The 22,423-nt window shown below is 50.9% G+C and carries 29 protein-coding genes; 18 read left to right on the forward strand and 11 right to left on the reverse strand.

Going from position 1 to position 22,423, the window contains the following annotated elements; all coding sequences use genetic code 11:
* Positions 1-143 precede the first annotated feature (143 nt).
* The gene (locus AC286M_RS36225; protein ID WP_488209049.1) at positions 144-476 is read left to right on the forward strand and encodes a hypothetical protein; all 333 of its coding nucleotides are present in this window, start codon (positions 144-146) and stop codon (positions 474-476) included.
* Here AC286M_RS36225 and AC286M_RS36230 read toward each other — a convergent pair.
* Positions 473-1,084: a hypothetical protein gene (locus AC286M_RS36230; RefSeq protein ID WP_488209050.1), complete on the reverse strand. Its 612-nt coding sequence runs from the start codon at positions 1,082-1,084 to the stop codon at positions 473-475. The genes AC286M_RS36225 and AC286M_RS36230 overlap by 4 nt on opposite strands.
* Before the next feature lie 124 nt (positions 1,085-1,208).
* On the opposite strand from AC286M_RS36230, the gene AC286M_RS36235 reads away from it, so the two are divergent.
* Positions 1,209-1,370: a hypothetical protein gene (locus tag AC286M_RS36235; protein WP_488209051.1), complete on the forward strand. Its 162-nt coding sequence runs from the start codon at positions 1,209-1,211 to the stop codon at positions 1,368-1,370.
* 90 nt (positions 1,371-1,460) lie between these two features.
* Here the strand turns inward: AC286M_RS36235 and AC286M_RS36240 are convergent, their stop codons facing one another.
* The 8 genes from AC286M_RS36240 to AC286M_RS36275 all read right to left on the reverse strand — a co-directional run bounded on the left by AC286M_RS36240 (position 1,461) and on the right by AC286M_RS36275 (position 6,323).
* Positions 1,461-2,627, reverse strand: a complete 1,167-nt coding sequence (locus tag AC286M_RS36240) for a glycoside hydrolase family protein (protein WP_488209075.1) — start codon at positions 2,625-2,627, stop codon at positions 1,461-1,463.
* Entirely contained in the window at positions 2,596-2,904 is a 309-nt protein-coding gene (locus tag AC286M_RS36245) for a hypothetical protein (protein ID WP_488209052.1), read from the reverse strand. Before AC286M_RS36245 ends, AC286M_RS36240 begins: the two co-directional genes overlap by 32 nt.
* Entirely contained in the window at positions 2,819-3,055 is a 237-nt protein-coding gene (locus tag AC286M_RS36250) for a hypothetical protein (protein WP_488209053.1), read from the reverse strand. The genes AC286M_RS36245 and AC286M_RS36250 overlap by 86 nt, the downstream gene beginning before the upstream one ends.
* Complete coding sequence (locus AC286M_RS36255) at positions 3,055-3,258, reverse strand: hypothetical protein (RefSeq protein WP_488209054.1); 204 nt, start codon at positions 3,256-3,258, stop codon at positions 3,055-3,057. The genes AC286M_RS36250 and AC286M_RS36255 overlap by 1 nt, the downstream gene beginning before the upstream one ends.
* Positions 3,251-4,498: a hypothetical protein gene (locus AC286M_RS36260; protein WP_488209055.1), complete on the reverse strand. Its 1,248-nt coding sequence runs from the start codon at positions 4,496-4,498 to the stop codon at positions 3,251-3,253. Before AC286M_RS36260 ends, AC286M_RS36255 begins: the two co-directional genes overlap by 8 nt.
* On the reverse strand, positions 4,491-5,150 hold the full coding sequence (locus AC286M_RS36265; protein WP_488209056.1) for a hypothetical protein: 660 nt from the start codon (positions 5,148-5,150) through the stop codon (positions 4,491-4,493). Before AC286M_RS36265 ends, AC286M_RS36260 begins: the two co-directional genes overlap by 8 nt.
* The gene (locus AC286M_RS36270) at positions 5,143-5,559 is read right to left on the reverse strand and encodes a hypothetical protein (protein ID WP_488209057.1); all 417 of its coding nucleotides are present in this window, start codon (positions 5,557-5,559) and stop codon (positions 5,143-5,145) included. The genes AC286M_RS36265 and AC286M_RS36270 overlap by 8 nt, the downstream gene beginning before the upstream one ends.
* 155 nt (positions 5,560-5,714) lie before the next feature.
* Entirely contained in the window at positions 5,715-6,323 is a 609-nt protein-coding gene (locus AC286M_RS36275; RefSeq protein ID WP_488209058.1) for a hypothetical protein, read from the reverse strand.
* Positions 6,324-6,454: 131 nt separating this feature from the next.
* Here AC286M_RS36275 and AC286M_RS36280 point away from each other — a divergent pair, with 131 nt between their 5' ends.
* From AC286M_RS36280 to AC286M_RS36345, 14 genes are all read left to right on the forward strand, one after another.
* Positions 6,455-6,628, forward strand: a complete 174-nt coding sequence (locus tag AC286M_RS36280) for a hypothetical protein (protein WP_488209059.1) — start codon at positions 6,455-6,457, stop codon at positions 6,626-6,628.
* On the forward strand, positions 6,600-7,217 hold the full coding sequence (locus tag AC286M_RS36285; RefSeq protein ID WP_488209060.1) for a hypothetical protein: 618 nt from the start codon (positions 6,600-6,602) through the stop codon (positions 7,215-7,217). Before AC286M_RS36280 ends, AC286M_RS36285 begins: the two co-directional genes overlap by 29 nt.
* A complete protein-coding gene (locus tag AC286M_RS36290; RefSeq protein WP_488209061.1) occupies positions 7,214-7,369 on the forward strand; it encodes a hypothetical protein in 156 nt (51 codons plus the stop codon). The genes AC286M_RS36285 and AC286M_RS36290 overlap by 4 nt, the downstream gene beginning before the upstream one ends.
* Positions 7,370-7,867: 498 nt before the next feature.
* Positions 7,868-11,047 carry a DUF3854 domain-containing protein gene (locus tag AC286M_RS36295; protein WP_488209062.1) on the forward strand — a complete coding sequence of 1,060 codons (3,180 nt, stop codon included), beginning with the start codon at positions 7,868-7,870 and terminating at the stop codon, positions 11,045-11,047.
* A complete protein-coding gene (locus AC286M_RS36300) occupies positions 11,044-11,274 on the forward strand; it encodes a hypothetical protein (protein ID WP_488209063.1) in 231 nt (76 codons plus the stop codon). The genes AC286M_RS36295 and AC286M_RS36300 overlap by 4 nt, the downstream gene beginning before the upstream one ends.
* Positions 11,274-11,858 (forward strand): hypothetical protein, encoded by a 585-nt coding sequence (locus AC286M_RS36305; RefSeq protein WP_488209064.1) that lies wholly within the window; start codon positions 11,274-11,276, stop codon positions 11,856-11,858. The genes AC286M_RS36300 and AC286M_RS36305 overlap by 1 nt, the downstream gene beginning before the upstream one ends.
* A gap of 496 nt (positions 11,859-12,354) precedes the next feature.
* Complete coding sequence (locus AC286M_RS36310) at positions 12,355-12,786, forward strand: hypothetical protein (protein ID WP_488209065.1); 432 nt, start codon at positions 12,355-12,357, stop codon at positions 12,784-12,786.
* A gap of 46 nt (positions 12,787-12,832) precedes the next feature.
* Positions 12,833-14,404 (forward strand): hypothetical protein, encoded by a 1,572-nt coding sequence (locus AC286M_RS36315; protein ID WP_488209066.1) that lies wholly within the window; start codon positions 12,833-12,835, stop codon positions 14,402-14,404.
* On the forward strand, positions 14,388-14,702 hold the full coding sequence (locus AC286M_RS36320; protein WP_488209067.1) for a hypothetical protein: 315 nt from the start codon (positions 14,388-14,390) through the stop codon (positions 14,700-14,702). The genes AC286M_RS36315 and AC286M_RS36320 overlap by 17 nt, the downstream gene beginning before the upstream one ends.
* Entirely contained in the window at positions 14,689-15,552 is an 864-nt protein-coding gene (locus tag AC286M_RS36325) for a sigma-70 family RNA polymerase sigma factor (protein WP_488209068.1), read from the forward strand. Before AC286M_RS36320 ends, AC286M_RS36325 begins: the two co-directional genes overlap by 14 nt.
* A 244-nt stretch (positions 15,553-15,796) precedes the next feature.
* Complete coding sequence (locus AC286M_RS36330) at positions 15,797-16,021, forward strand: AbrB/MazE/SpoVT family DNA-binding domain-containing protein (protein ID WP_488209069.1); 225 nt, start codon at positions 15,797-15,799, stop codon at positions 16,019-16,021.
* Positions 16,018-16,425, forward strand: a complete 408-nt coding sequence (locus tag AC286M_RS36335; protein ID WP_488209070.1) for a type II toxin-antitoxin system death-on-curing family toxin — start codon at positions 16,018-16,020, stop codon at positions 16,423-16,425. The genes AC286M_RS36330 and AC286M_RS36335 overlap by 4 nt, the downstream gene beginning before the upstream one ends.
* Positions 16,426-16,515: 90 nt before the next feature.
* Complete coding sequence (locus AC286M_RS36340) at positions 16,516-17,163, forward strand: AAA family ATPase (RefSeq protein WP_488209071.1); 648 nt, start codon at positions 16,516-16,518, stop codon at positions 17,161-17,163.
* Positions 17,156-17,479 (forward strand): plasmid partition protein ParG, encoded by a 324-nt coding sequence (locus AC286M_RS36345; RefSeq protein ID WP_488209072.1) that lies wholly within the window; start codon positions 17,156-17,158, stop codon positions 17,477-17,479. Before AC286M_RS36340 ends, AC286M_RS36345 begins: the two co-directional genes overlap by 8 nt.
* 36 nt (positions 17,480-17,515) lie before the next feature.
* Here AC286M_RS36345 and AC286M_RS36350 read toward each other — a convergent pair whose 3' ends face one another.
* Positions 17,516-17,755 carry a ribbon-helix-helix protein, CopG family gene (locus AC286M_RS36350; protein WP_488209073.1) on the reverse strand — a complete coding sequence of 80 codons (240 nt, stop codon included), beginning with the start codon at positions 17,753-17,755 and terminating at the stop codon, positions 17,516-17,518.
* Positions 17,756-18,010: 255 nt separating this feature from the next.
* Between AC286M_RS36350 and AC286M_RS36355 the strand changes: the two genes are divergently transcribed.
* On the forward strand, positions 18,011-18,631 hold the full coding sequence (locus AC286M_RS36355) for a tyrosine-type recombinase/integrase (protein ID WP_488209074.1): 621 nt from the start codon (positions 18,011-18,013) through the stop codon (positions 18,629-18,631).
* Here the strand turns inward: AC286M_RS36355 and AC286M_RS36360 are convergent.
* Complete coding sequence (locus AC286M_RS36360; RefSeq protein ID WP_488202664.1) at positions 18,592-19,179, reverse strand: recombinase family protein; 588 nt, start codon at positions 19,177-19,179, stop codon at positions 18,592-18,594. The genes AC286M_RS36355 and AC286M_RS36360 overlap by 40 nt on opposite strands.
* A gap of 130 nt (positions 19,180-19,309) precedes the next feature.
* Between AC286M_RS36360 and AC286M_RS36365 the strand changes: the two genes are divergently transcribed.
* A complete protein-coding gene (locus AC286M_RS36365; protein WP_488202665.1) occupies positions 19,310-22,366 on the forward strand; it encodes a Tn3 family transposase in 3,057 nt (1,018 codons plus the stop codon).
* The last annotated feature ends 57 nt before the right edge of the window (positions 22,367-22,423 follow it).

Below are 22,423 nucleotides of genomic sequence, written 5' to 3' on the forward strand. Positions count from 1 at the left end.
AGTGCGATCGCAGCGCTGACGTTCTAGATCCCGGTTTTCCTGAGCATTCAGGGAAACTCGCAGCCATTGCAGCACGGTTGTTGTGTCGCCTTATTCGTGTCAGAATTGAATAGTAATTATCAAAAGTGACACGAATAGACGACATGGCGACATTGGCAGAACTTGCGGCGGAACTCTCCCAACTGGAGCAAGGGATCGAGGATCTGAAAAAGCAGGGTGATTTCCTGCTAGACTGCCGAATCGATTCATCAAAGCCAGGTGGTACAGCAGGCCCAAGCGCTAGGCCGCATTACCGTATCCGGTACAAAGTTCCGCACAACGGGAAAAAGAGCCAATACCTGAAGCCTTCAGAGGTGGCTGAAAAGATGGCCGCGATCGCACGGGGCAAACAACTCCGCAAACTGGAGAAACAGCGGCAATCAGTGGTCAATCAAATTGATAAGCTCAAAGCCAAGATTGCCGCACTGCAAGGCTAGGCTTCAGAGACGTGGATTACTCCCAGTTGATGCAGGTCTGAGATCGCACTCCACATCCCCTCTTTAATAAATGCGGCAATCTCCGCATCAATTCGGTTTTTAGCGGCTGCGATCGCACCCTCGACGGTGGCAAACTGTTCATCAGATAAATCCACGCAATCCCCCCACCAATCGACAAAATTACCCCACCACGCATCCTCAAAGTGTGAAGGGCAAATCATGCAGCCGCGATAGTGCTCTGCTTTAGCCCAATAGAAAAGCTCGTTATCCAAATCTTGTTGAAGCATCGTGAATTCCTTTTGTTGAGTTGATGGCAGAGCGGCGGCAACTAATGCCGATTCGAGAATTGTTGCAAACTTTGCTTTATACGAAGGACAGCGAGGCCCATCCCCCCAGATTTCTAGCCATTCCAGCGACTGTGCGACGCTGGCCAGCCGTCGCACGTTCAGCCAGATTGTGCTGGCATCCGTCGAGCTACTGGTGATGACCAGAGTAGATTGTCCTGTGAGATCGCAGTGTGTGATGGAGAGTTGCGATCGCAACAATGCCTCCAGTAGTGCAGGTTCGTCACTGCACCGATTGAGAATTTCTAAAAGTTGATGACTCATTTTTTTATTTCAGGTAATTACGACAAAGCCCCAGCAGATGCCGGGGCTAAACTGGTTTGAACTGATTGATTAGTTGAGCTGCTGAGACGCTTTGGCGCTGATTGGCTCCGCTTCACACAGGGATTTGAAGGATATCAGCCGCTCGTATTGGGCGCGACCTTCACTATCCTTTTCCCCAGTAGCGCGGCTGAACCAGATTGCGGCGCTGTACTGCATGGCCGTGTTTCTGGGGCTGGTCGGCTGGACGCTCTATGTGTCGATGCGAGAGCAAGAGCAGGGGCAGTAGGGGGTAACCTGCGATCGCATAAATAAAGCCCCAAGCTATTGCCGGGGCTGGGTTGCAATCCTTGGAACTAAACCTTTTCGTGGGTCTATTCTACCTGTCCCTCTCGTAGTCACAACTGACAAACATCTCTTTCTCATCTGTCCTGCGATTAACCAGTCCCTGGAGCCGTGATCCGCCAGCATGAACCCAGCGGTCGAACTCGTTTGCAGCAGCGGCTTTGTTACCTGAGTTGATTGCGCGGGCTAAATCGGAGCTGGCATAAGCACCAGTATTGAAGTTGAACGATACCAGTGCATCGAGTTCGCACTGCGTCAGGTTTTCTACCGGAGTAGTGCCAACAACGCCAGGGAGATAGCGATTCTGGATATGGTCACGTAGTTCTGCATCAGCCTGCTCTCGGCTAATTGAACCGCTGGCTCCAGGTGCTTTAGTGCCGAAGCCCCAAGTCCACTGGGCATAATCCCAGTAGGGGTTAGGGTGGAAGCTCTCATAGGCTTTGATGAAGTCCACACCCGCTTCAGAGATTTGCCCTGTGGCTGGTTGGCCTGGTTTGCCTGCTGCTGCGCCACTGGATTTGATGATCGGCACTTCAGCTCCCATCCAGATATTCACCCACCCGATCGCAGGCTGTGTGTGCTGCCCCGATTCATCAAACTGGATTAGGTGCAAGTGCGGGCCTGTACTCACTCCTTCGTTGCCGATGGCCCCTATCTTTTGCCCCGGCGTAACAGTACCAGGGGTGCAAGCGCTGTTATGACCTGCGAAAAAATCAGGCACATTTGGATCGGCTGATTCAAACTCTAGACCGTAGGGGCCGTATCCACCTGTGTTATTGGTGAAGTTGCTGTACTTGGCATCAGCCGCACCGTTACAGCGAACCTTTCCCGCTGCTGGAGCATAGAGAGGCGTCCCAGTTGGTGCTCCCACATCGACGCCAGTATGCCAACTGCTAGCACCTGCTGTAGGTGCTGTGCGAGGGCCGTATCCGCTGGTGATGGGGAAGCCATTTGCACTCATGCCGACTACAGCAGGCGACATATCGATTTGCGACACATCCACCTGGCCAGCCGCGCCGCTGGTTGTGTTGCTCATGAGCTGCCCTAATCCCGGTACGTTGTCCAGTGGGTTCATCATGCTAAGCAACATCTGCGGAATCTTTGGGCCGTACCAAATAATCGTTGTGGTGAGTGCGACAGTGCCATAGATTGCGATGGAAATGACTCCATCAAATCCCATTGCTAGGCCATCGCCAATCATCGAGGAGTTCGCTCGTACCGCTTCCCTCGCTTGATTGTTCGCTTCCCGCTTCACTGAGTCCTTCACCCAGTCCGCTGCTGCCGTCCCCATCGCTGCGATCGCTGCTGACCAAACCATCGTCTGAATCCTCGTCTTCTCCGATTACGGTGTTCACCTCGTCAATCCAGGCCACCCAGACTCCCGCCCAATTCTCAAACTCCATCATCTGGCTCAGGCCCATCACCAGTAACCAAAGTGCCAGCGTTTTCAGTGCTTTGTAGTGGAGCGGTAGTCTCATTGGTGGTTTCCTCTGTATCCGGTTCTTTCAGTCCGAATGCAACCAGCGGATTGAATCCAAAGGTTTGAAAGCAGGCCCATAGAAACAGGGCGAATAAGGTTGAAACTGCGATCGCACTGAAGCCGTCGAGAATGTCCTCAAACCAGTTCATCAGTCGCCCCCTAAATTGCCTAGCGGATTGTAGGGATAGCCATCGCGGTTGTTATTGCCCTGTACAAATGAATCAGCCGATTCAACTGTGTCCGTACCCACCGACCACATGAACGAAGCCAGCCAGCGCAAATCGATGGCTCCAGCCGTCACAGCAGCGAGAACGATTAACGCCAAAATCAGATTTCCAATTCCCTTACCCATGATTTGGTTCCTCTTGCTTGATGGACTCTAGAAGTGCTGTAAATGCTTGGTAATACTCGTTATCGGTCGATTGCCGTCCTTCACCGTTTGACTTCCAATAGGCAGTCTTGGAGATTTGCCCATTGGCGACCATCGTGATTTGTTCACGCTGCGACTCTGCCCACTGCTCAGCAGGCGATAGCGTCGTTTCCGGCAGTTCAACCTTGAAACTGGTTGAATCAACTTTGGGGACAACCTCAACGCGGGTTTCTTGCCCGTCCATCTTGACGATGCAGGCATATTGACAATCGGGCATTTTGCGAACTTGCTTCACCCGTTGAATCAGTTTGTCGGTTTGGCCTTTGGCGGCAACTCGACTTACCTCATCTGAATCGGTGGCAGTGGAGCCGAGCAACACTGCGTTCATCTGCTTTTGCATGGCCTGGGTCATCTGAAGTTCACCAACGGCCAATGTCTGGCAACCACCTGTAAAGAAAATCCGATACCCATGCGCTTCGAACAGAAGATCCTTAATCTGCATCCACATGTGGGCAAATTCTTCACTGTCCATGCGCTCTTTCAGGCGGTCAAGAGAACGGTTTAGCTCGTCTGCGATCAGCTTCCACGGCTCAAACGATTGCCGTTTGCCGTTAATCGTGGCTTTACGGCGGCGTTCCTTTTCCTGCCAAAACTCATCAATCAGCGCGGGTAACTCTTCCAGCTCGGTAAAGATGGTCTGATTGAGCGGCAAGCCTCCCCAGAAGTTGTCACGCTTGCCATAGTTCGGATCGAAAATCCGTAAGTGCCCTTGCCCCTGCGTATCTTCCAGAAACTCGAAAGCATCAATGTGCAGGTAAACCGTCTTACCGCTGTTCTTGACGCCAGCGACCAAACTAGACGCATTGCGGAAATGCCGACGCCACTCCCGATCTTGAATAGCCACTTCAGCGAATGCTTGCAACGGGTTCCGCAGTGGAGCGGGTAACTTTTGCAGTGGCAACGTCTTGATGGTTTCAGCGACATCCTGAGCCGCAAACAGTTCGTTGATGCCGTCACCAACCAGCTTTAGAGCATTGGCATAATCAGCGGGTTCTAACTCCTCTTTCGTTGCCAATCCCAATCCACTCACCACAAGCCCAAAGCCGCCAATTGTGCCCAGTACCGCTGGGAGAGGCTTCAGAACCTTGGGACTGCCGATAATCAGCGATAGGCCGAGCGCTGTAGTGGATGCGATCGCAAGTGGCTTGTACAAATCACTCATCCGTCTCACCCTCCCCGTCGTCAGTGGTAGGGGTGATGGGGCCGGGAGTAATCACGCGGTAGCTATCCACCACGTACTGCTCCACCTGTGCCCACAGCGCCGGACGCAACTGCATACAGTCCAGACGAGACTTGCCCGCTCTAGCACCGTTGAGTGCGGTTTGGATTGCGGCTGCATCAATGATGCGATCGCGTGCCTTGCCAAACTGCTCAGCAGTGGCGTTGTACTGCTCAATCCCTCGCGTCTCTACGCTGGCCTGGTGCTGAATGAAATCCTGCTTATCCAACAGGAAGCGAATCACCCCTACACCATCTTCAGCGTTCTGCTTTTCCCAATCGCTCAGCAGGGCGTTGGCACGATTGCAAACCAGCGCTTGCACATGCTGCTGGAGAATCTGCTGTAGCTCGTCTGAATCGGTCTCAAACGTTGCAGTAACACGATCCTTCATTTCCGCTGCAATATCGGTCTGTTCGATTTTCTGCTGTACCGTTTCTTCAATCAGCCGATCGGCGTTGCTGCCGTTGATGGTGACTTGCGGGCCTCCACCGTTTTGTCCTTGCGCTGCGCTGCCACAAGCCCGAACGGACAGCCCAATGCCGAGAATTGCGATCGCAACCACTGCGACCTTGCGAGTGCCTGATTTTTTAGCCATCGCTATCACCTCCAAGGACTGGCTGAAGGTCTGCCCACTGCTCAGGCTTTACCGTGCCCTGCTCTAGTGCCCGTGTCAGGAAGCGAGCGGCGGCGGCTTTATCGAGTGCCCGCTGTTCGGCTTCAGTGGGTGTGGGTGCTGGAGACGGGATAAGTAGCGCGGCAATGATGAAGCCACCTATCCCACCCAGCGCGGCGGCTCCGCTGTAAATCATTGAGCTGTAGTAATGCCGCTCCACCTGCTCATTCCATACCGATTCACTCATCAGAATGGGGCGGTCGGTACGCTGTACCCGCTCGTATGTGGCATACATGCCAGCACCAACGGCTGATAGGCCGATGATGGTTGCGATCGCAAGTGGACGGGCCACACTGCGAACCGCTGACTGAATCTGCTGAATTTTGGCCATAAGTACTGCCTCCAAAAATGGCTATAACCCTTACTGCGTCGTACTGAACCGCTGACTGCTGACGGGATTCTCAGGGGTGTGAGACTGGCAATTTACAAGGTTTGGCTGAAACCAAACAGCAAGACCAGCGCCAACAGCAAGCCAAGCCAGAGCACTCAGCCAGCGCTGGGCTTTCCCAGGCTTTGAATCTCCCCCAGTGCGTCCTGTAACTGTTCGGTGGTGATGGTCTGGTTCTTATCGAGCAACTTGGCTTCGAGTCGGTAGGACTCGGCTGCGATCGCAAACTTTTGAGCGCGTTTGGAAACGGTGGCAGCGGCTTCACGGCTGCGCTGTAGCTTCTCCTCACGGGCTTTGATATCGGCCTGCATACCCGCTTCGATTTCATCGAGTCCACTGGTGACGAGTGCAACCAGTGCGTCTGGATCGTCGTAGCTGATGCTCTCGCTATCTCGGAACTGCTCTAGCGAGAACGTGCCCTGTAACTGCGGTGTATCCAGTGCGGTACTGTGATTGCCAGTTTCAACCGTGACCAGCGCGTGAACGGCTTCAGGTTCGGGTTGCGGTGGTTGGTAGTTCGGGTCGATAAATACCAGCAAATTATCTACAGCGCTGTCTGGGTAGACGGTGCGGCGGTTGTCTAGCGGGTCTTTCTCACCCAGCGCATAGAAGTTAACGCCGGTGCTGTCCTGGTAGCGCTGAACCTTGTTGCGTAACGTTGAGGGCGATACGCCCAATGTGTCTGCAATTTCGTTCAATGTCTGCATAATTCCCTCGCAAAATGTGGCGAATTGGTTTCAAGTGCGTTGAATCATGAACAGATGCTAGCATAGTATTATTATTACTACTAGTGATAGTAGTGAAAAGATTGAAACTAATACTGGAAGGAGTAATATTTATGGACAGCACTCAAAGTGATCCGATGCGCCTACAAGTCGATGTTTCCGAGGAAGTCAAAACTCGGCTCAAAATCTATTCAGTGAAGGCAGATACAACCATGTCCGAGGTTGTTGAGATAGCGCTTAAGGAGTACCTCGACAAAGTTGAGTCAGCCGATAAAGCAAAAAAGTGAGGCGCGATCGCAGATGAGCAACGGAGACACAGTTAAAGCTCAACGTGCGGTAGTTCGCATTGGCGATCTTGAGGTCGAAGGCTTCATGTTGCCCGATGGTAGTTACCGCATGTCTCAGCAGCAAGCGGCTGAATGTATTGACACATCTCCACAGAACGCATCAAACTTTTTGCGCTCAAAGGCATTCAAAGCCTTACAGGGAGAGGGGAGCACGGATCAAAGTTTTCCGCCTATCGAGGTTGAATCCTCTCAGCAAGCAACCGGAGGAACCCGGATTAATGCACTTCCCTTAAATGTCGTCTGGGCATTTTGGCTTTACCAATGCTCTAGGGGGAATAAAACAGCATACGCGCTGCTATCAGCCCTCGGAACAGAATCAATTGAGCGCCGCTTTGACTTAGCTTTTGGGGTTGACCGCTCAGAAGCTGACTACAATCGGCGCTTAAGCGAACGGATGGGGCAACTAGAGCAGACCTTTGGTGATGCTTACGCGATTGCCGATGAAGCGACCAGCGAGCGGGATTACTTTCTCCGGTTGCTACAGGAGAACGGTATTGACCCCTATAGCATTTCAGGTGAAGAGGAATGAAATCGGAAGTTGAGATCGCAGCCAATTCCACCCTACACTTACCCCACTTTTACCAGGGGGAGATCTCACCCAGTTTTTGCCCAGCTTTTGCCGATGCGATGTGCGATGTGCGATCGCGGGCAACGAATAGTCGAGAGTTGCCGCTACAATGATCGGCTATTGGAAGGTTTGACCAGTCAGTTCAGGAGGTGATGAAGATGTGAACCGAGCTTTAAAAGTCGAAAGCCCCAACTGCGGAAACAGTCGAGGCTCTTAAAGACTTTATCTGATTTGCATTAGCCGGATGTCAACTCATGGTTGGACGCCTCAGTTGATTCCATGCACTCGCTCACCACAGGTGGGAGAGCTTCGCTTTGCTATGAAAATAGCCTAGCACAGCTTTCCTTATCCTGATTAATTTTGTGATACACAAAGGACGGAAGGCTGATGATCGTTGCGTTTCAGCAATACCCTTGTACTTTTATAAAAAGCTGCGATATTCTTAGATCCAGCGGCAGCACTGCGCGATTGCCGCGACTAATCGAAATATTGGTAACGACGGAAAACCCCAACCAGGCCCGAGCTTGGTTGGGGTTTTCCGTTTTTATTTTTCAGTAAAAAAGAGCCTGCGATTGACGGTCGGCGGCTCTCTTAGTTGGAAAAATTTTCTTATGGTTTATAGTAGCTATTTCTTAGAAAATCAGCAATCTTTAATTGATTGGGCTGAGTCGGAACGGGTTAAATCAGCTATCCCTAAAGCCCTATGGGATGTCAATTTCGAAATTTTGGTCGATGATTGCGCTCAAGAGCGGTTCTTGGGAAACAAGCTAGCAAGTATTGGAGGCCACAGCAACCAGTACGCAACCAAACCAGTACGAGAGATATTAAAACGACACGAGAATTTACGTGAAGGTGTTTTAGCTTATCGGGGCAATAACTCCCCTGCTTATGGGAAGCCCAGGAAGCCACGCCGTGATTGGCGTGATTTAAATAAATCCATTAAGTATGAAACTGAGCTGGGTGCGATCGCATCTCCCATCCTGCCCATGCTGGACGAGGCTACGGCAGCTCGTCATGGTGTTGAACCCGACGTTTTTTGGGATTGGGTACTAAGAACCAACCAACCTATTGCAATCACTGAAGGACTTAAAAAAGCACTTGCACTAATTGCTGCTGGAATACCTGCGATCGCAATTCGGGGAATCACGCAATGGCATCTTAAAGGCGGGCTAGAGCTGCATCCTGAGATTGCCCAGTTCGCAACGCCAGAACGTAAAATTTATATCGTTTTTGACCAAGATATTAAGCTGAAAACGATCGCGAACGTGCACAAGCAAGCGCGTAAACTGGGCGACGCACTGGAGACCAAAGACTGTAAAGTACTTGTTCCCGTTTGGGATTCAAGCTTGGGCAAGGGAGTTGACGATTGCCTTTATAAGCTGGGTGATAAGGCTGAAGCGTGGCTGGCTGAAAGGCTAGAAGAAGCTTTTACTCTGAAGCTGTATAAACGGAACGGTCAGATTAGAGCGGCACTTAACACAATAAAGCGCTACAACTCATTGTCTTTTCCCATCGAGCGGAATACTGAGGGTGAGTATCTTCCAGAATTGCCTCCTATTGTGCCGGGAACCATTGAGGTTATCTCGGTCAATATGAACGGTGGTAAAACTTTTCGTATTGGCGAGGATCGGGTTCCATCAGCTTTAAACAAAGGATGGCATGTCCTTGTTTTAACGCCTCTTAATTCTTTGGGCCACCAGACCGCCAACAATTGGGGCGCTTATCATATCCATGATTCCGGCAAAAAGGCTAGCGAACAGCGTCAATTTTGGGAAGCTGTTAAACGGAAACCTGCTGTAGTCCTCTGCCCTGATTCAATTGGCAAAATCCCTCAATGGTTTTGGGATAAACCAGTGCTGCTGATTCTTGATGAGGCCAATCAAACAACTCAGCATATTTGTCAGGGGGATACTCTTAAATCCCGATATGCAGCGGTTAACGAGATGGTGGCTGGCGTCGCCAAACATGCGATCGCATCGGATGGAGCCATTATTTTGAGTGAGGACAATATTCCCGATCGCTGTCCCAAATTCTGGCAAGCCATCAGCGGCGCTACGACCGTTCGCTGCTTCTCCCACCGGAAACAGGGTGCTCCCTGGACTGTATCTTTGCATGATGGCCACGTTAGCGGGTTTAGAGGTGCTTTACTTGCTCGAATTCAAGCTGGTGAGAAAGTTTTATTCGTTACGTCATCCCAGCGCGAAGCGAAGCGACTAGAACGAATTATTAACGAGCAATGCCAAGTTGTTAATGCTGCCACCAATAACGGTACACGATGCGCTGTTAAGGTTACTCGTATCGATTCAGAAACCAATGAGGGCGGGGCTTACAAGCTCTTTTTCGAGAATCCAGATCAGTGGCTCCAGCTCAATCAGCCTGACGTGCTGATTCTTTCGCCTAGTGCAAAATCAGGCGTGAGCATTGAAGGAAGCATATCGATTGAAAACGCTCATTTTTCGCAGGTGTGGGGATATTTCCCCTCATTGGACACGGATACCCACATGCAACTGCTAGGGCGCTATCGACCTCCAGTCCCGCGCTATATATTTGTGCCTCCACTTATCCTGGGGGATGCCGACGAGGGGCAGCACTCCATCCATGCGGCCAGAAAGCGGCTAGAAAGCAACGTTGAAACAGTCGCCAAATTAGTTGGAGTTGCTGACGAGGGGCGCGAATTATCTCCGATTGAATCAGCCATTCTTGATTACCTTGCGGAATCAGCAGTTGTATCTGGTAGCCAGAAAGCGATCGCACAAGTGGCGCTCATCGATCGGCTTGAATCGGCTGGCCATACCGTGAACTTAGTTCAAGCTGCCAGCAATAAAGCTATTTCCGAAATCTGGAAGCAAGCACAAGAGGATATCTGGCAGGATGAAGCGCTAGAGATTGCCAGTAGAGTGATTGAAAAGCATCACACCCCAGAATGGGCACATCGTACCCTTGACTCAATGGAGGCTACGCGAGCCGATCGCATCCTTGCCCACAAGGTACTCTGGCGTGATGAGTTCCCCGGCGTGCTGTTTGACAGCCAGGATGAGGTTTACGAGGCTATCACCAAAGACTACGGCATGATGCGGCGCGGCGTCCTGCTACAGGCACGGGCGCAAAATCTTGATGCTGTCAAAGAAAGCGATCGCATAGCTACCGAGCAGATTTTGAGCGGTAAAGTGCGGGCTGGTCACCGGCTACCTAAGAATTTTATCAAAGCGATGATAATCGAGCGGCTGGGTGTGCTGACGTTACTGGACGGCCAACCCTACAGCAACAGCGACCAGCAATGTATCTCAATCAAAAAACAAGCACTGCACTACGCCAATGAGATTAGGTACTGGCTACGGCTCCAAATCAAGCCGTCTCAAACCCCAGTGGAAATTTGCAACAAGCTACTTCGCAAGTTGGGATTGAAGGCTGAAGCCATCGCCCGACCGGGTAAGCGTGGCGAGCAGCGCGATAGCGTTTACGCTATCCCTGATTTGGATAATCCTCTCAGAAAGCGATTGCTAAAAGCAGCGTGCAACAAGCTTTCCGGCTCCGTGTCAGCGATTTGTAATAGAGAACTAAACACTATACAAATCACTGACACAGGTCGAAAAAAACCCCAAAGCGTAGCCAGTAAGGGGGGGGAAATCGGCTGCAACTTCGTGGGGCGGCTGGCAAAATTTGGAACAAGTCTCTCGTATTGGTTGATAGTTGCCGTTGATGGTGCGATCGCAACCATCCAAAACACCCTAAACGGATACACCGTAACGGCTCCAGTAGCAGAACTTGAACTGCTGGAGGGCGCTGCATGACCACTCTCAATGTAGGCGATCGCATAACCACACCCACCCATCGCACCGGCGTCATCCTCCCCCCACCGTGGACAATGCCCATGCACCAACTCGTACAACTTGACGGCATGGATCGCCCCATCTGGCTACTCACCTCCATCTTGGAACTGCTGGAGCGATGCCCAGCCCAGCCAGAGCCAGCAGCGGAGCCGTCGCCACAGCTAAACCTATTCGAGGACGCAGCCTAATGCCCAATAACCTCCCAGCCGACGTTGCACTATCATCTCCAGCCAATGCTGCCAGAATTGCGATCGCACATGCTGACCCGACCAACCCAGTGAAGTTTGAGGAATGGCGCGAATACTTGCATGAGGTTCAGGCTGCGATCTCAAGAGTGCAGCAGAACGATCTATCCGACGTTGAGGCCAGCCTGGTTGCTCAAGTCAAAATCCTTGAAAAGCAGTTCAGCCACTGGAGCGAAATAGCTGCGCGGTTCTACACCACCAACCCTGAAGCCAGCGAAAGAGCGCACCGCATGGCCTTGAAAAGCCAAAAGCAATGCACGAAGGCTATTCAGGTTTTGATCGACCTGAAGCGACCACGGAAGTCTGCAACGTTTGTCAAAAAACAGCAAAACATGCTCGTTCAGCACCCCGCCCAAGAGCAGCCCGACGTGCCGCGTCATGCGGATGTCAATGTGCGATCGCAGCTTCACCCCTCACAGCAACAGGAGTTCCAACATGCCCAGATGGACAGCAGCAGCGCGACAGAAAAGGGCAGAAGAGATCCACAAATGGCGACCGTGGACGCGCTCCACAGGCCCGCAAACTGATGAGGGCAAAGCCATCTCCAGCCAGAACGCTCGTAAGGTTGATGGCAATTTTCAAACTCTTGAATCGGCGCTGAATGAACTACTAAGAATTCAGTCTGAACAGCTCAATGAAATTTTTGAAAATTTTTCTGAAAAAAATGAGTGAAACGAACTATACAAATCCTGAATTTAAGCAAGCACTATCAGCCATCAAAACCACCGTAGTTTCGGGAAACTTCAGCGCTGAAGGTGCTGAGCATCTGCTGGAGCAAGCTTTGCAAGCCGCTCCAGGCACATCACCCGAATCAATCATTGTGTTCATGTTGAGATGTTGTTTTGTCGAAAACTCAAAAGAAAACGCAGAAAGATTCTATGATTTATTGACTGAAAAATTCGATGCAAAAAAAGTTGATAATGCGTTCTTTTGGATGGCATTTACGTTACAATTTAATAGTTTATTTTTAGGTCATAACACGGCCTATCTCCACAGAATCAGCACTCACAAAGAGGTGACAAAATGGAATTCAGTGATGCTCAAATTGCAGATTTGTCTAACAAGATTGCAGATTTGTTTCTACAAAAAGCTCGCGAAACCAATGGAAATCCTACGCAGATCCAGGCGACATCGGAGCAATCCGTAGGCGATGATGCGAACACAATAAAATTGAAATTAAAAGGCTACCGTACCGCATTAGGGGTATGCCGCAGGCCGCAAGCGGTGCGAGAAAAGATGCAGGAATTAGAATCACAGCTTAATTCGCATAGTGGGCATTACAAGCCAATTGCAGCCTCCAAGCGATTTGGAAAAGATATTTATTCGGTGGAACAGGAATTGATAATGGCCGAAGCCGAAGCTGAAGCATTGGAAATCGGTAATGGGCAAATGCCGAGACGCTTAGGCGCAAAGGATAAAGTATATCGATTGCGCCGCGAACTTGGCCTGATTTGAAAATAATTAAAAATTAGTAATTTCAAATTTTAATTATTTTCAAAAGATGCCCAGCGAAGAACAAGTAACTAGCCCAATTCGCCCTGTAGATGAGGTGACTGGCCAGCCCATTGAACCCAGTGCTCCAGAATTGCCAGCAGCATCTGCGTCCGCTGCCGGCGATGCCGCTGGCCAGCCTGAGACTGGCCAGCAATCAACCAATGATGCCGCAACAGAATCCCCCGGTCTATCCACGTCCGCATCACAGCAGGATGTTGGTTCGCCTCTCCGTCGGCAGCATCGAGACGAACGCCTGGAGCCGGATTATTTTCCGGCTAAAATTTTGTTTCTCGATGGAACCTTAAAAGGATTGGAACTTGACCTTGGATTGGCGTTCAACGAACTGACGGAGTCTCAGAGTGCAAACTTCGAGTCGCCAACTGAGGAGGGTATTCGCACTGGCACTAACTTTAAACAGGTATCCCCCAGGGGATTTTCGTTCAAGCTGGAATTTTTTGATATCACTTCGGACATTCAGCATTTAACTGAAAACGTTTTCCACCTTCAAGAAATCGATCCGCTGACGGCTCAGCCACCGCAACTCATGTTGCTATTGGGCGATTTAACGATCGCACCGATGCGCTGCACGAACTTGCGAAAGAACCTGTCTGAACCTCATGCCAAACAGAAAGGCTTTCGCTACGGAACAATTGAAATTGAATTGGAGCTGTCTGGGGGACGCGACTCCGCACATGCACTGGCCAAACCGCTCACATCTACCCCACTGGGAGATATTCGCGCCAGCCAGACCGAAGCCGAGCGCCAGCGGCAAGGTGAACAAGCTGTAGCGAAATTGGTATTTGAGGATTGTCTCGGCGAGCAAGGATCTGAGCAGATCACTCAGTTGCTGGATTCCGATCGTATGCAGGACGTTGCCGCGATCGCAGACCTGGAGCCAAACAGTTTCGTCCAAGCTGCGATCGCAGGATTTTTCAACAGTGAAACTCTGGCCAATGAAGCCGTTCAGCAAAAGCTGGTGAGTGATTTGGCGCTGACGATGGCTCGCAACGAAAACGGGGTGGAAGAGCGGTATCAGGAGGCTTTTGCCAACGCACTGCTAACAGGCAACTTGAGCGGCTTGCCTGCTGATTTGCAAGAGCAGGTTGTGCTGACTCAGCCCGACTATCAGGGGATTTTGGAGGCTGTCGTAACTCAGGACTATTCCCCCGTCCTTGATGAAACATCCACAGCAGGTGACAGGATGAGGCGCTTTGGGGGCTGCGGATTGACGATGCGGCGGGTATCCGGCGGGGCATTGCAAGGGCAGCAAGGCAGTGAGGCGGCTGTCCTTAAATCAATCAATGAATTTTTGGGCGGGCCTATAGGAGGCCCGCGTCCAACTGATGAGGAAATTTTGGCAAGATTTGGTGATCTATCGCCAGAGCAATTGAAATCGCTGCGGAATGGGCATCCGTACCAGAGCAAAGCTGAATTTGTTCAGCACTTGTCACAGACACAGATGGGCAGCGTATCAGGATATGCAATTTGGGCGCAGTTCAACAGTACGTTGCCAGCAGAACCGACGGAACCAACAATACCCATAGAGGGAGAGGAGGAAGCAATTGGATCAACAACTTAGACTCCAGCGGATGGAACAAGTGCGATCGCAGCAACTATCCGTTGCCATCACCATGATGGAGCAGGCGATCGCAATGTCCATCTATCACGGTTGGCAGGATGAGGCAGAGAAAGCCTGGAAAAGCTTCTCCCAGTTCCCGATAGAGCACCCGTGGCGCGAACGGATGCCGACCAAGGAAGAGATCGACGAGTGGCTGCAAGAGAAGGCCCGCGAGCTGGAGGCCAAAATCAATCAGCCGCTGACGCAAGAGCAGATTGACCGCTATATGGGGATGTGTGGCAGCGATGGCAAAAAGTAAGGACTCGTTCGGCAAATTCCTCCAGCAAATCGGCAGAGTGCCATTGCTCACGGCGGCGCAAGAAATCGAGCTGAGCAACCAGATTCAGGCTGGCCTTGCTGCCCAGCAACAACCTCCGTCGCCAGAGCGCGATCGCGCCATTGCCGCTGGCCAGCGCGCTAAGCAAAAGATGATCGCTGCGAATCTCCGATTGGTCATCACGATCGGGAAAAAATATAAAAACAGGATGGAATTTGACGATCTGATTCAGGAGGGTGTGATTGGCCTTGATGTTGCCTGCGAAAAGTTCGACCCGACTAAAGGCTTCAAATTCAGCACCTATGCGTATTGGTGGATTCGACAGGGGATGACCCGTGCGATCGCACAACAAAGCCGAACAATCCGCATCCCATGCCATATCAATGAAAAGCTGAGTCGCATCAAAAAAGTGCAGCACCAGTTCCACGAAAAAAACGGACGCTACCCCACCCGCTCCGAGATAGAGGAGCTAGCCAAGCTGAAGCCGGGGCAGTATGAGGAGCTTCGGAAAAACTTTGCACCGCTCGCCTCGTTGGATGCGATCGCAACCAACAGCGATCGCGGTGACGCACTCGTAACGTTCATCCCGTCCGATGATCCAGATGAGCTGGAGCAAATTGCCAATCGTGAAAGGGTAAACCAGCTTGCCAAGGAACTCAGCAATCAAGAGGTGATCATCGTGGGATTCCGCTACGGCCTGATTGACGGCTCCGAGCTTACGTTGGGGCAGATCGGTGAACGGCTGAATATTTCCCGTGAAAGGGTACGGCAGATCCAAAATAAGGCACTTCTGAAGATGCGCCGGAAAGCTCGTTTGCTCCAGCTTGCCTAACTCATTCGTGGCACTTTTCAAAGCGCTGAAAAAGTAACACGAATGCAGCTCAAAGCCTTATAATAGAAGCTTCACAGCAAATTGTGTTCTGCGAGCCACGCGGGGATCTGCGTGGCTTTTTGCTGGTTGGCTATCCCTTTTGGGACATCTACAAGATGTTTGTTGTAACTCTGAAAAGGGTGTGTTATAACTTTTATTATAACTGCCCAGGTTATACTCCCCCTTGCAAAAAGTGAGGTTATTCATGTACACACTTAAGCTACGAAAAGTAGGAAATTCTGTTGGAGCTACTCTTCCTCAAGAATTGCTAAATAAATTGAATGTCTCTGAGGGGGATAGCCTATTCGTAACTGAAACGGCTGATGGTATCCAGGTGACTCCTTACGATCCTGATTTCGAAGAAACTATGGCTGCTTTTGCTGTAACACGCAAAAAGTATCGGAATGCATTACGTGAACTGGCTAAGTGATTGAACAACCCATATGGCTAGGAGAGAAAGCAATTAAGGCTATTCATGCCGAGCTGATTGCCGAGCATGGAGGAGAATTAGGCATTCTAAATCCGGGCTCGCTTTCTTCTACCTTAAAAAAGCCTGAAAACTTGTTTGCATATGGAGAAAATCCAAGCATATATGAGCTGGCAGCGGCTTACGGCTTGGGTTTTGTAAAAAATCATTGTTTTGTCGATGGAAACAAGAGGATAGCACTTGTTTCCATCGACATTTTTTTGATGCGGAATAGTTATGAGCTTATTGCTACAGAACAAGATGCTGCTCTGTTTATTTTGGAATTAGCCAACTCGCTAAACTCGTACGACGAAGATTACGAGAGGTTGGCAACCTGGATTGAAGAGAACTCAAAACCTGTGACCTGATCTGCTGAATCAATAGCTCCTATGACTTTTGTGTTGCTATTAATGCAGTAATGCAGTATTTAATGCAGTAGTTCAGTAATTACTGCAAACATGAAAACTATCGGCATCGTCAATCAGAAAGGCGGTTGCTCAAAATCGACTACGGCAGTCCATTTTGCCGTGTGGCTTCATTCACAGGGGCATTCTGTTGCGGTTATTGACGCAGATGCCCAGCGCTCCAGCTCTATCTGGATTGAAGCCTTAGAAGGGGTGGATATCCCGATCCACGTCATTCAATCCGCTGATGAACTGCTGGATGAGATACCTGCGATCGCAGCCAATCATGACTATTGCATCATCGATGGGCCTGCTGGATTATCGGAAGCTACCAGAGCAATTCTGTTTCGCGCAGATTTGGCTGTCATACCTTGCCAACCGAGCGGCGTTGACCTTCGCAGTGCAGCCGATGCAGTGAAGCTGGTGAAGCAGGCCCAATCAGTTCGCAATGGGCCTCCAGATGCACTGGTCTTTCTCAGCCGTGCGGTAAAAGGTACAAAGCTCAAAGATGAAGCGATCGCACTGCTTAGTAAATCCGGCGTTCCCATCATGCAGGCCGTCATCCATCAACGGCAAATTGTGGCAGATACCTTTGGCCAGCGAGCAACGGTATTCGATCTTGCAGGCCGTCCTGCGAGAGATTCCGAGCGGGAATTTGTAGCACTGTTCAACGAGATTATGGAGGCGCTATCGGATGAGTAAACGTAGATCGATGGCCGATGATGATGCAGCAGCGTTTGTGTTTGGTCAAGATAGCGACAGCGATCGCACTCCATCTTCTCCACCTCAACAAAAACCAGAGCCTAAAGTCTCAACGCCCAAACGAGCCACTAAGAAAAGTAGAGCGATAGACCAGCTTATGAACACAGCAGAACAAGAGCGTCAGGTGCGCATCACGGTCGATTTGGCAGCTAGTCAGCATCAGCAGTTGACGTTGGCATCAGCCAAACTCGGCAAAAGCAAGGCGGAAATCATCAGAGCGCTGGTTGATGACTTCCTCGCTGAATTAAATGATTGATGCAGTAATGCAGTAATTAATGCAGTAACTACTGCATTAAAACTTTGTGGCAACCAATGACGCTAACGCTTGGTGGCGTTGCTCCAGCGTGGACATCCGCACCAACAAATCAGCTACCTGATTTTGCATGGTAGGCACTCTATCACGTTGCAAGTATTCAGCCAGTGCCTCTCGTACCACATCAGCCGATCCGCGTCCAGTTGCCGCTGCGATCGCATCAATCTGAGTTTTCCAATCCGGCTCCACCCGACAGCCAACCATAAGCCGCTCTGCCATCATTGATATCTCCGCTATCGTCTTAGTTCAATAGTATCTGTCCAATTCTGATAACGCTGATATCAATGATTTCGCAATAGATAGGGGGTCATTCTCAATAAGTAGCGTGAAATTTATCCAATTGGGGTCAATATAACGATTCTGCGTTGTTTGACCTAGTTACATGACGAATGTGCTATTTCGTCATGTATAATCGAGGGAGAATGACTCGTCTCACGGGTCATTTAGCAAAGGAGAAATTTTGGTCGCTAAGCAATGAAGATTGACGGACATGGTCAGGCAAAGATTTTGACGCCGGATGAAATTCACCGGCTGTTTGCTGATGGCTTCCAGTCGGAACGCGATCGCGCGTTGTTTGGCATCTGCCTCTATACGGGCTGTCGGATTTCTGAAGCACTGGCACTGACGCCGGATGATGTGGCTGGTGACAGCATCACGTTCCGAAAGGCCAATACTAAAGGCAAAACCGGGACAAGGCAGGTGCCTGTCAGTCCCCAGCTCCAGACGATGCTGGAGAACTACTCCAGCTCGAAACGCTATCTCTTCCCCGGTCGGCACGGCCTGGGCAAGATGTCACGCGGGGCAGCTCATGAAATTCTGGGTGAGGCTTGCGATCGGGTTGGGCTGAAAGGGGTATCCACTCACAGCTTCAGGAGAACGGCGCTGACCAAGATGCACAACGAAGGGATTCCGCTGCGAGTGATTCAGCGGGTATCAGGCCATAAGACGTTACAAGCGCTCCAGCGGTATCTGGAGGTGGGAGAGGAACAAGTGGAGAGTGGGGGTTTTTGCATAACCCCTCGAAAAGGTATATTCCACAAAGAGACATCTGAGTCTCAATCTAGTGATTGCGCAACTTTCGTACCCTCCAGATAGCGATACACACTGGCCTTCGAGAGGTTGTAATCCTTCATCAGGGTTTTGATGAGCACGCCCTGCGCTCGCTTCTGTCGCAGTTCCAAACACTGCTGCTCAGTCAAATGCTTATCCCGACCCAGCTTAACACCACGGGCTTTGGCATTCTGGATGCCATCGATTTGACGTTCAGCCCGGATTTCGGTCTCAAATTGGGCAATGGCCCCCAGCATATTAAAGAGCAGCCGTCCGGTAGCATCGCCGGTGTGAATGTTCTGGTCAAGCACCTGGAGATTGACCTGCTTTCGGTCTAACTGCTTAGCCAATTGACAGAGATGAAGCGTGGAGCGCGCCAGCCGGTCTAAGCGGGTCACCACCAGCGTATCGCCTTCCCTAACATATTCGAGACAAGCTTTCAGTCGAGGCCGCTTGCTGGAAGAACCACTCCGCTTCTCTTGGAAGATCTTGTCGCAATGCTTCAGCTTATCGAGTTGCACATCGAGACTTTGTCCCACAGAGCTGACCCGCGCATAGCCGACGACAGCCATGATCGCCCCCAAAGGTTTCATTAGGTCTAAGACCTTTTGAGAATCGAATAATGAGACATGGATTGAGACATTAATATGGGCCTGTCTCAAAAGGTCTACTTTCTGAGACTATTGTAAACGACGCAACGCCCCAGCGAGATCGCTAATTCCTATGGCAGAGCAGATAGCGGCTCCTACTCAAAAACGTCTGCAAATCTTGGGTGATGACGAGATTACCGACCTCTATGGATTGCCTCACTTCACCCCTGAAGAGCAAAGCGAGTACTTCGCGCTATCGTCTAGAGACGCTACCGCCATCGAGCAGCTGCATAGCATCAAGTCCCGGATATACGCCATTCTACAACTGGGCTATTTCAAGGCTCGCCATCTCTTTTTTGTCTTCAAATTTTCAGCTGTCGCTGCCGATGTTCGATATATTCAGGCACGCTACTTCCCAACCTTCCATCTGACTGAGTTTGAACTGACGAAGGTCACGCGACTGAAGCACCAGCGCATTATCCTTGAACTCTGCAACTACCGCACCTGTGCTGAGGCGGAGCGTCAAGCACTGATGCGCAAAGCTCAACAGGCTGCCAGGGTTTGTGGCAAGCCCATCTACATCTTTCGCGAGCTAGTGCGTTATCTCGAAGAGCAATGCCTTGTCGCACCTGGATATAGTTTTATGCAGGATGTAGTGGGTCAGGCCATTGCCTATGAGCAAGGCCGATTGGTTGCCGTGGTGAAACAGCATCTGACAGTCGCTAATACTGAAGCCTTAAACCGGATGATAGATGATGCACCAGGGCTGTACGAAATCACTCAGCTGAAACGAGAACCCAAAGATTTCAGCCTCGGTGAGGTGAAGCGTGAGATTCGTCGCAGCGATCAGATTCAGCCACTCTATCGCTTGGCCCAGAACCTACTGCCCGCACTGGAGATTTCCCGCGAGAGCATCAAGTACTATGCGTCACTGGTGACTTATTACTCTGTCTTCCGGCTCAAGCAACTGACTGAGGGTACGGTGTATGTGTATCTGCTGTGCTTTGTTTACCATCGCTACCAGCGGGCACACGACAATCTGATCAACAGCCTGATATACAACGTCAGACGGTATGTTGAAGAGAGCAAAATAGCGGCTAAAGAACAGGTGTATGAGTATCGGGTTGAGGGTAACCAAAACCTGCAAAAAGCCAGTCAGATCCTCAAGCTTTTTACCGACGACACCATTGCCGAAACCACTCCCTTTCAGGTAGTTCGGACAAGAGCCTTTGAGATCCTAGAGCGTCAGAAATTAGCCTTCGTGGCTGAGCACATTGCCACTCAAGCCAGCTTCGATGAGACGGCTTTTCAATGGGAGCATGTAGATACTTTGGCGCGACAGTTCAAATGCAATCTGCGGCCTATCCTACACGCGATTGAGTTTGCCAGTGCTTCGGGGTATGCCCCTGTGTTGAAGGCGCTTGCGTTCTTGAAAGCAGCGGCGCAAAAAGGGCGACCCTTGAGTCAATATCGCCTAGACTCGTTTCCAACCCAGTTCATTCCAGACTCAACCAAACGCTATCTCTATGCCTCAGCAGAAGTCGGTGGTCATCTACTACCAAACCGCTACGAGTTTCTGGTTTACCGACTGCTGCGAAACGGTTTGGAATCTGGCGATATTTTCTGCCGCGACAGTGTTCGCTTCCGCAGTTTCGAGGATGACCTACTCAGCAGGCAGCAGTGGCAGGCAAAGACTGAGCTGATTACAGCAACTGGGCTAACGATCCTCAAGCAACCGATTCAAGCGCATTTGGCAGCGCTCGAACAGCAGTTGGAGGCTCAACTGGCGCAGGTGAATCAACGCTTGAGTGCTGGTGAGAATCCACATTTTGAGATCAAAAAGCGGGGGGCAACCATCCGGTGGACGCTTCAGTCACCCGGCATTCGCGAGTCAATCAACCATCGGATGTTCAGTACGCTGAAGCACGCCAACCTCAGCAGCGTCGTGCATTTCGCCAATCAGCACTGTCAGTTTAGCGAAGCCTTTGAACACCGATTGGGACGTTACGTCAAACAAAAATCAGACGACAGCGTGCTGATCGCCTGCCTGATTGCTTGGGGCACCAATATGGGGCTGGGTCGCATGGGCGAGACCTCGGATATCAGCTATCACGCCCTGGCAAACGCATCCGATAACTTCCTCCGCCCAGAAACGCTCAGAAAGGCTAACGATCTCGTCAGCAATGCCATTGCTGAACTCCCTATTTTTCGGCACTACGATATTGACGGAACCCTTCACTCCAGCAGCGATGGACAAAAGTTCGAAAGCCAGATTCAGACCATCAATGCCCGTCATTCACCCAAGTATTTTGGGTTGAAAAAGGGCGTCGTTTCCTACACCCTGGTGGCCAACCATGTGCCGGTCAATGCCAGAATCATCGGCGCGAATGAGCACGAGAGCCATTATGTGTTCGACCTGCTGTTCAACAACACGACTGAGGTTCAGCCCACAGTTCATTCCACCGATACGCATGGTACCAACGAGGTCAATTTCGCCATCTTGCACCTATTCGGCTATCAGTTCGCCCCGCGCTACCGGGATATCCATGACAAGGTCACCCATGCGCTCTATGGGTTCAAACATCCCAGTCAGTATAGAGATGCCCTGCTCAGGCCGATTCGCAAGATCAATACTCAGCTCATTGTGGCCGAGTGGGACAACATCCAGCGCATTATGGTGTCATTGGCTCTGAAGACCACCACTCAGAGCATCCTTGTTAGCAAGCTGAGTGCCTATGCTCGCAGGAATAAGACCCGGCGAGCGCTATGGGAGTACGACAACATCATCAAAAGCCTCTATCTTCTGGATTATGTCGATTCGGTTCCCCTGCGTCAGAATGTCCAGCGGGCGCTGAACCGGGGCGAAAGCTATCATCAATTGCGCAGAGCCGTTTCCTACGCCAATTTCGGTAAGCTTCGCTTTAAGACCGAGTATGAGCAGCAGATATGGGGAGATTGCGCTCGCTTGCTGACCAACTGCATCATCTACTACAACGCCTCTATCCTGTCCGACCTATTGACTCACAGCGATAGCTGCGGTGACGCGGCTAGGGTGGCCCTGCTCAGCCAGGTGTCGCCAGTCGCGTGGCAGCACATCAATTTCTATGGTCGCTATGAGTTCAATAGGCAGCCTGAAACCATTGATATGGAAGCGATTATTCAACAGTTGATACGGCTGCCGCTTGAGTGAGATGAGCGAGTCTCATTGTGGAATATACCTTTTCGGGGGGTTATGCAAAAAACCCCA

The sequence above is a fragment of the Thainema salinarum CENA647 genome, assembly GCF_057732415.1.

Coding starts and splice junctions, on each gene's coding strand:
- AC286M_RS36225 (WP_488209049.1), top strand. CDS start 144: ATGGCGACATTGGCAGAACTTGCGGCGGAACTCTCCCAACTGGAGCAA.
- AC286M_RS36230 (WP_488209050.1), bottom strand. CDS start 1,084: ATGAGTCATCAACTTTTAGAAATTCTCAATCGGTGCAGTGACGAACCT.
- AC286M_RS36240 (WP_488209075.1), bottom strand. CDS start 2,627: ATGATTGGCGATGGCCTAGCAATGGGATTTGATGGAGTCATTTCCATC.
- AC286M_RS36245 (WP_488209052.1), bottom strand. CDS start 2,904: ATGAGACTACCGCTCCACTACAAAGCACTGAAAACGCTGGCACTTTGG.
- AC286M_RS36250 (WP_488209053.1), bottom strand. CDS start 3,055: ATGAACTGGTTTGAGGACATTCTCGACGGCTTCAGTGCGATCGCAGTT.
- AC286M_RS36255 (WP_488209054.1), bottom strand. CDS start 3,258: ATGGGTAAGGGAATTGGAAATCTGATTTTGGCGTTAATCGTTCTCGCT.
- AC286M_RS36260 (WP_488209055.1), bottom strand. CDS start 4,498: ATGAGTGATTTGTACAAGCCACTTGCGATCGCATCCACTACAGCGCTC.
- AC286M_RS36265 (WP_488209056.1), bottom strand. CDS start 5,150: ATGGCTAAAAAATCAGGCACTCGCAAGGTCGCAGTGGTTGCGATCGCA.
- AC286M_RS36270 (WP_488209057.1), bottom strand. CDS start 5,559: ATGGCCAAAATTCAGCAGATTCAGTCAGCGGTTCGCAGTGTGGCCCGT.
- AC286M_RS36275 (WP_488209058.1), bottom strand. CDS start 6,323: ATGCAGACATTGAACGAAATTGCAGACACATTGGGCGTATCGCCCTCA.
- AC286M_RS36280 (WP_488209059.1), top strand. CDS start 6,455: ATGGACAGCACTCAAAGTGATCCGATGCGCCTACAAGTCGATGTTTCC.
- AC286M_RS36290 (WP_488209061.1), top strand. CDS start 7,214: ATGAAATCGGAAGTTGAGATCGCAGCCAATTCCACCCTACACTTACCC.
- AC286M_RS36295 (WP_488209062.1), top strand. CDS start 7,868: ATGGTTTATAGTAGCTATTTCTTAGAAAATCAGCAATCTTTAATTGAT.
- AC286M_RS36300 (WP_488209063.1), top strand. CDS start 11,044: ATGACCACTCTCAATGTAGGCGATCGCATAACCACACCCACCCATCGC.
- AC286M_RS36305 (WP_488209064.1), top strand. CDS start 11,274: ATGCCCAATAACCTCCCAGCCGACGTTGCACTATCATCTCCAGCCAAT.
- AC286M_RS36310 (WP_488209065.1), top strand. CDS start 12,355: ATGGAATTCAGTGATGCTCAAATTGCAGATTTGTCTAACAAGATTGCA.
- AC286M_RS36315 (WP_488209066.1), top strand. CDS start 12,833: ATGCCCAGCGAAGAACAAGTAACTAGCCCAATTCGCCCTGTAGATGAG.
- AC286M_RS36325 (WP_488209068.1), top strand. CDS start 14,689: ATGGCAAAAAGTAAGGACTCGTTCGGCAAATTCCTCCAGCAAATCGGC.
- AC286M_RS36330 (WP_488209069.1), top strand. CDS start 15,797: ATGTACACACTTAAGCTACGAAAAGTAGGAAATTCTGTTGGAGCTACT.
- AC286M_RS36340 (WP_488209071.1), top strand. CDS start 16,516: ATGAAAACTATCGGCATCGTCAATCAGAAAGGCGGTTGCTCAAAATCG.
- AC286M_RS36345 (WP_488209072.1), top strand. CDS start 17,156: ATGAGTAAACGTAGATCGATGGCCGATGATGATGCAGCAGCGTTTGTG.
- AC286M_RS36350 (WP_488209073.1), bottom strand. CDS start 17,755: ATGGCAGAGCGGCTTATGGTTGGCTGTCGGGTGGAGCCGGATTGGAAA.
- AC286M_RS36355 (WP_488209074.1), top strand. CDS start 18,011: ATGAAGATTGACGGACATGGTCAGGCAAAGATTTTGACGCCGGATGAA.
- AC286M_RS36360 (WP_488202664.1), bottom strand. CDS start 19,179: ATGAAACCTTTGGGGGCGATCATGGCTGTCGTCGGCTATGCGCGGGTC.
- AC286M_RS36365 (WP_488202665.1), top strand. CDS start 19,310: ATGGCAGAGCAGATAGCGGCTCCTACTCAAAAACGTCTGCAAATCTTG.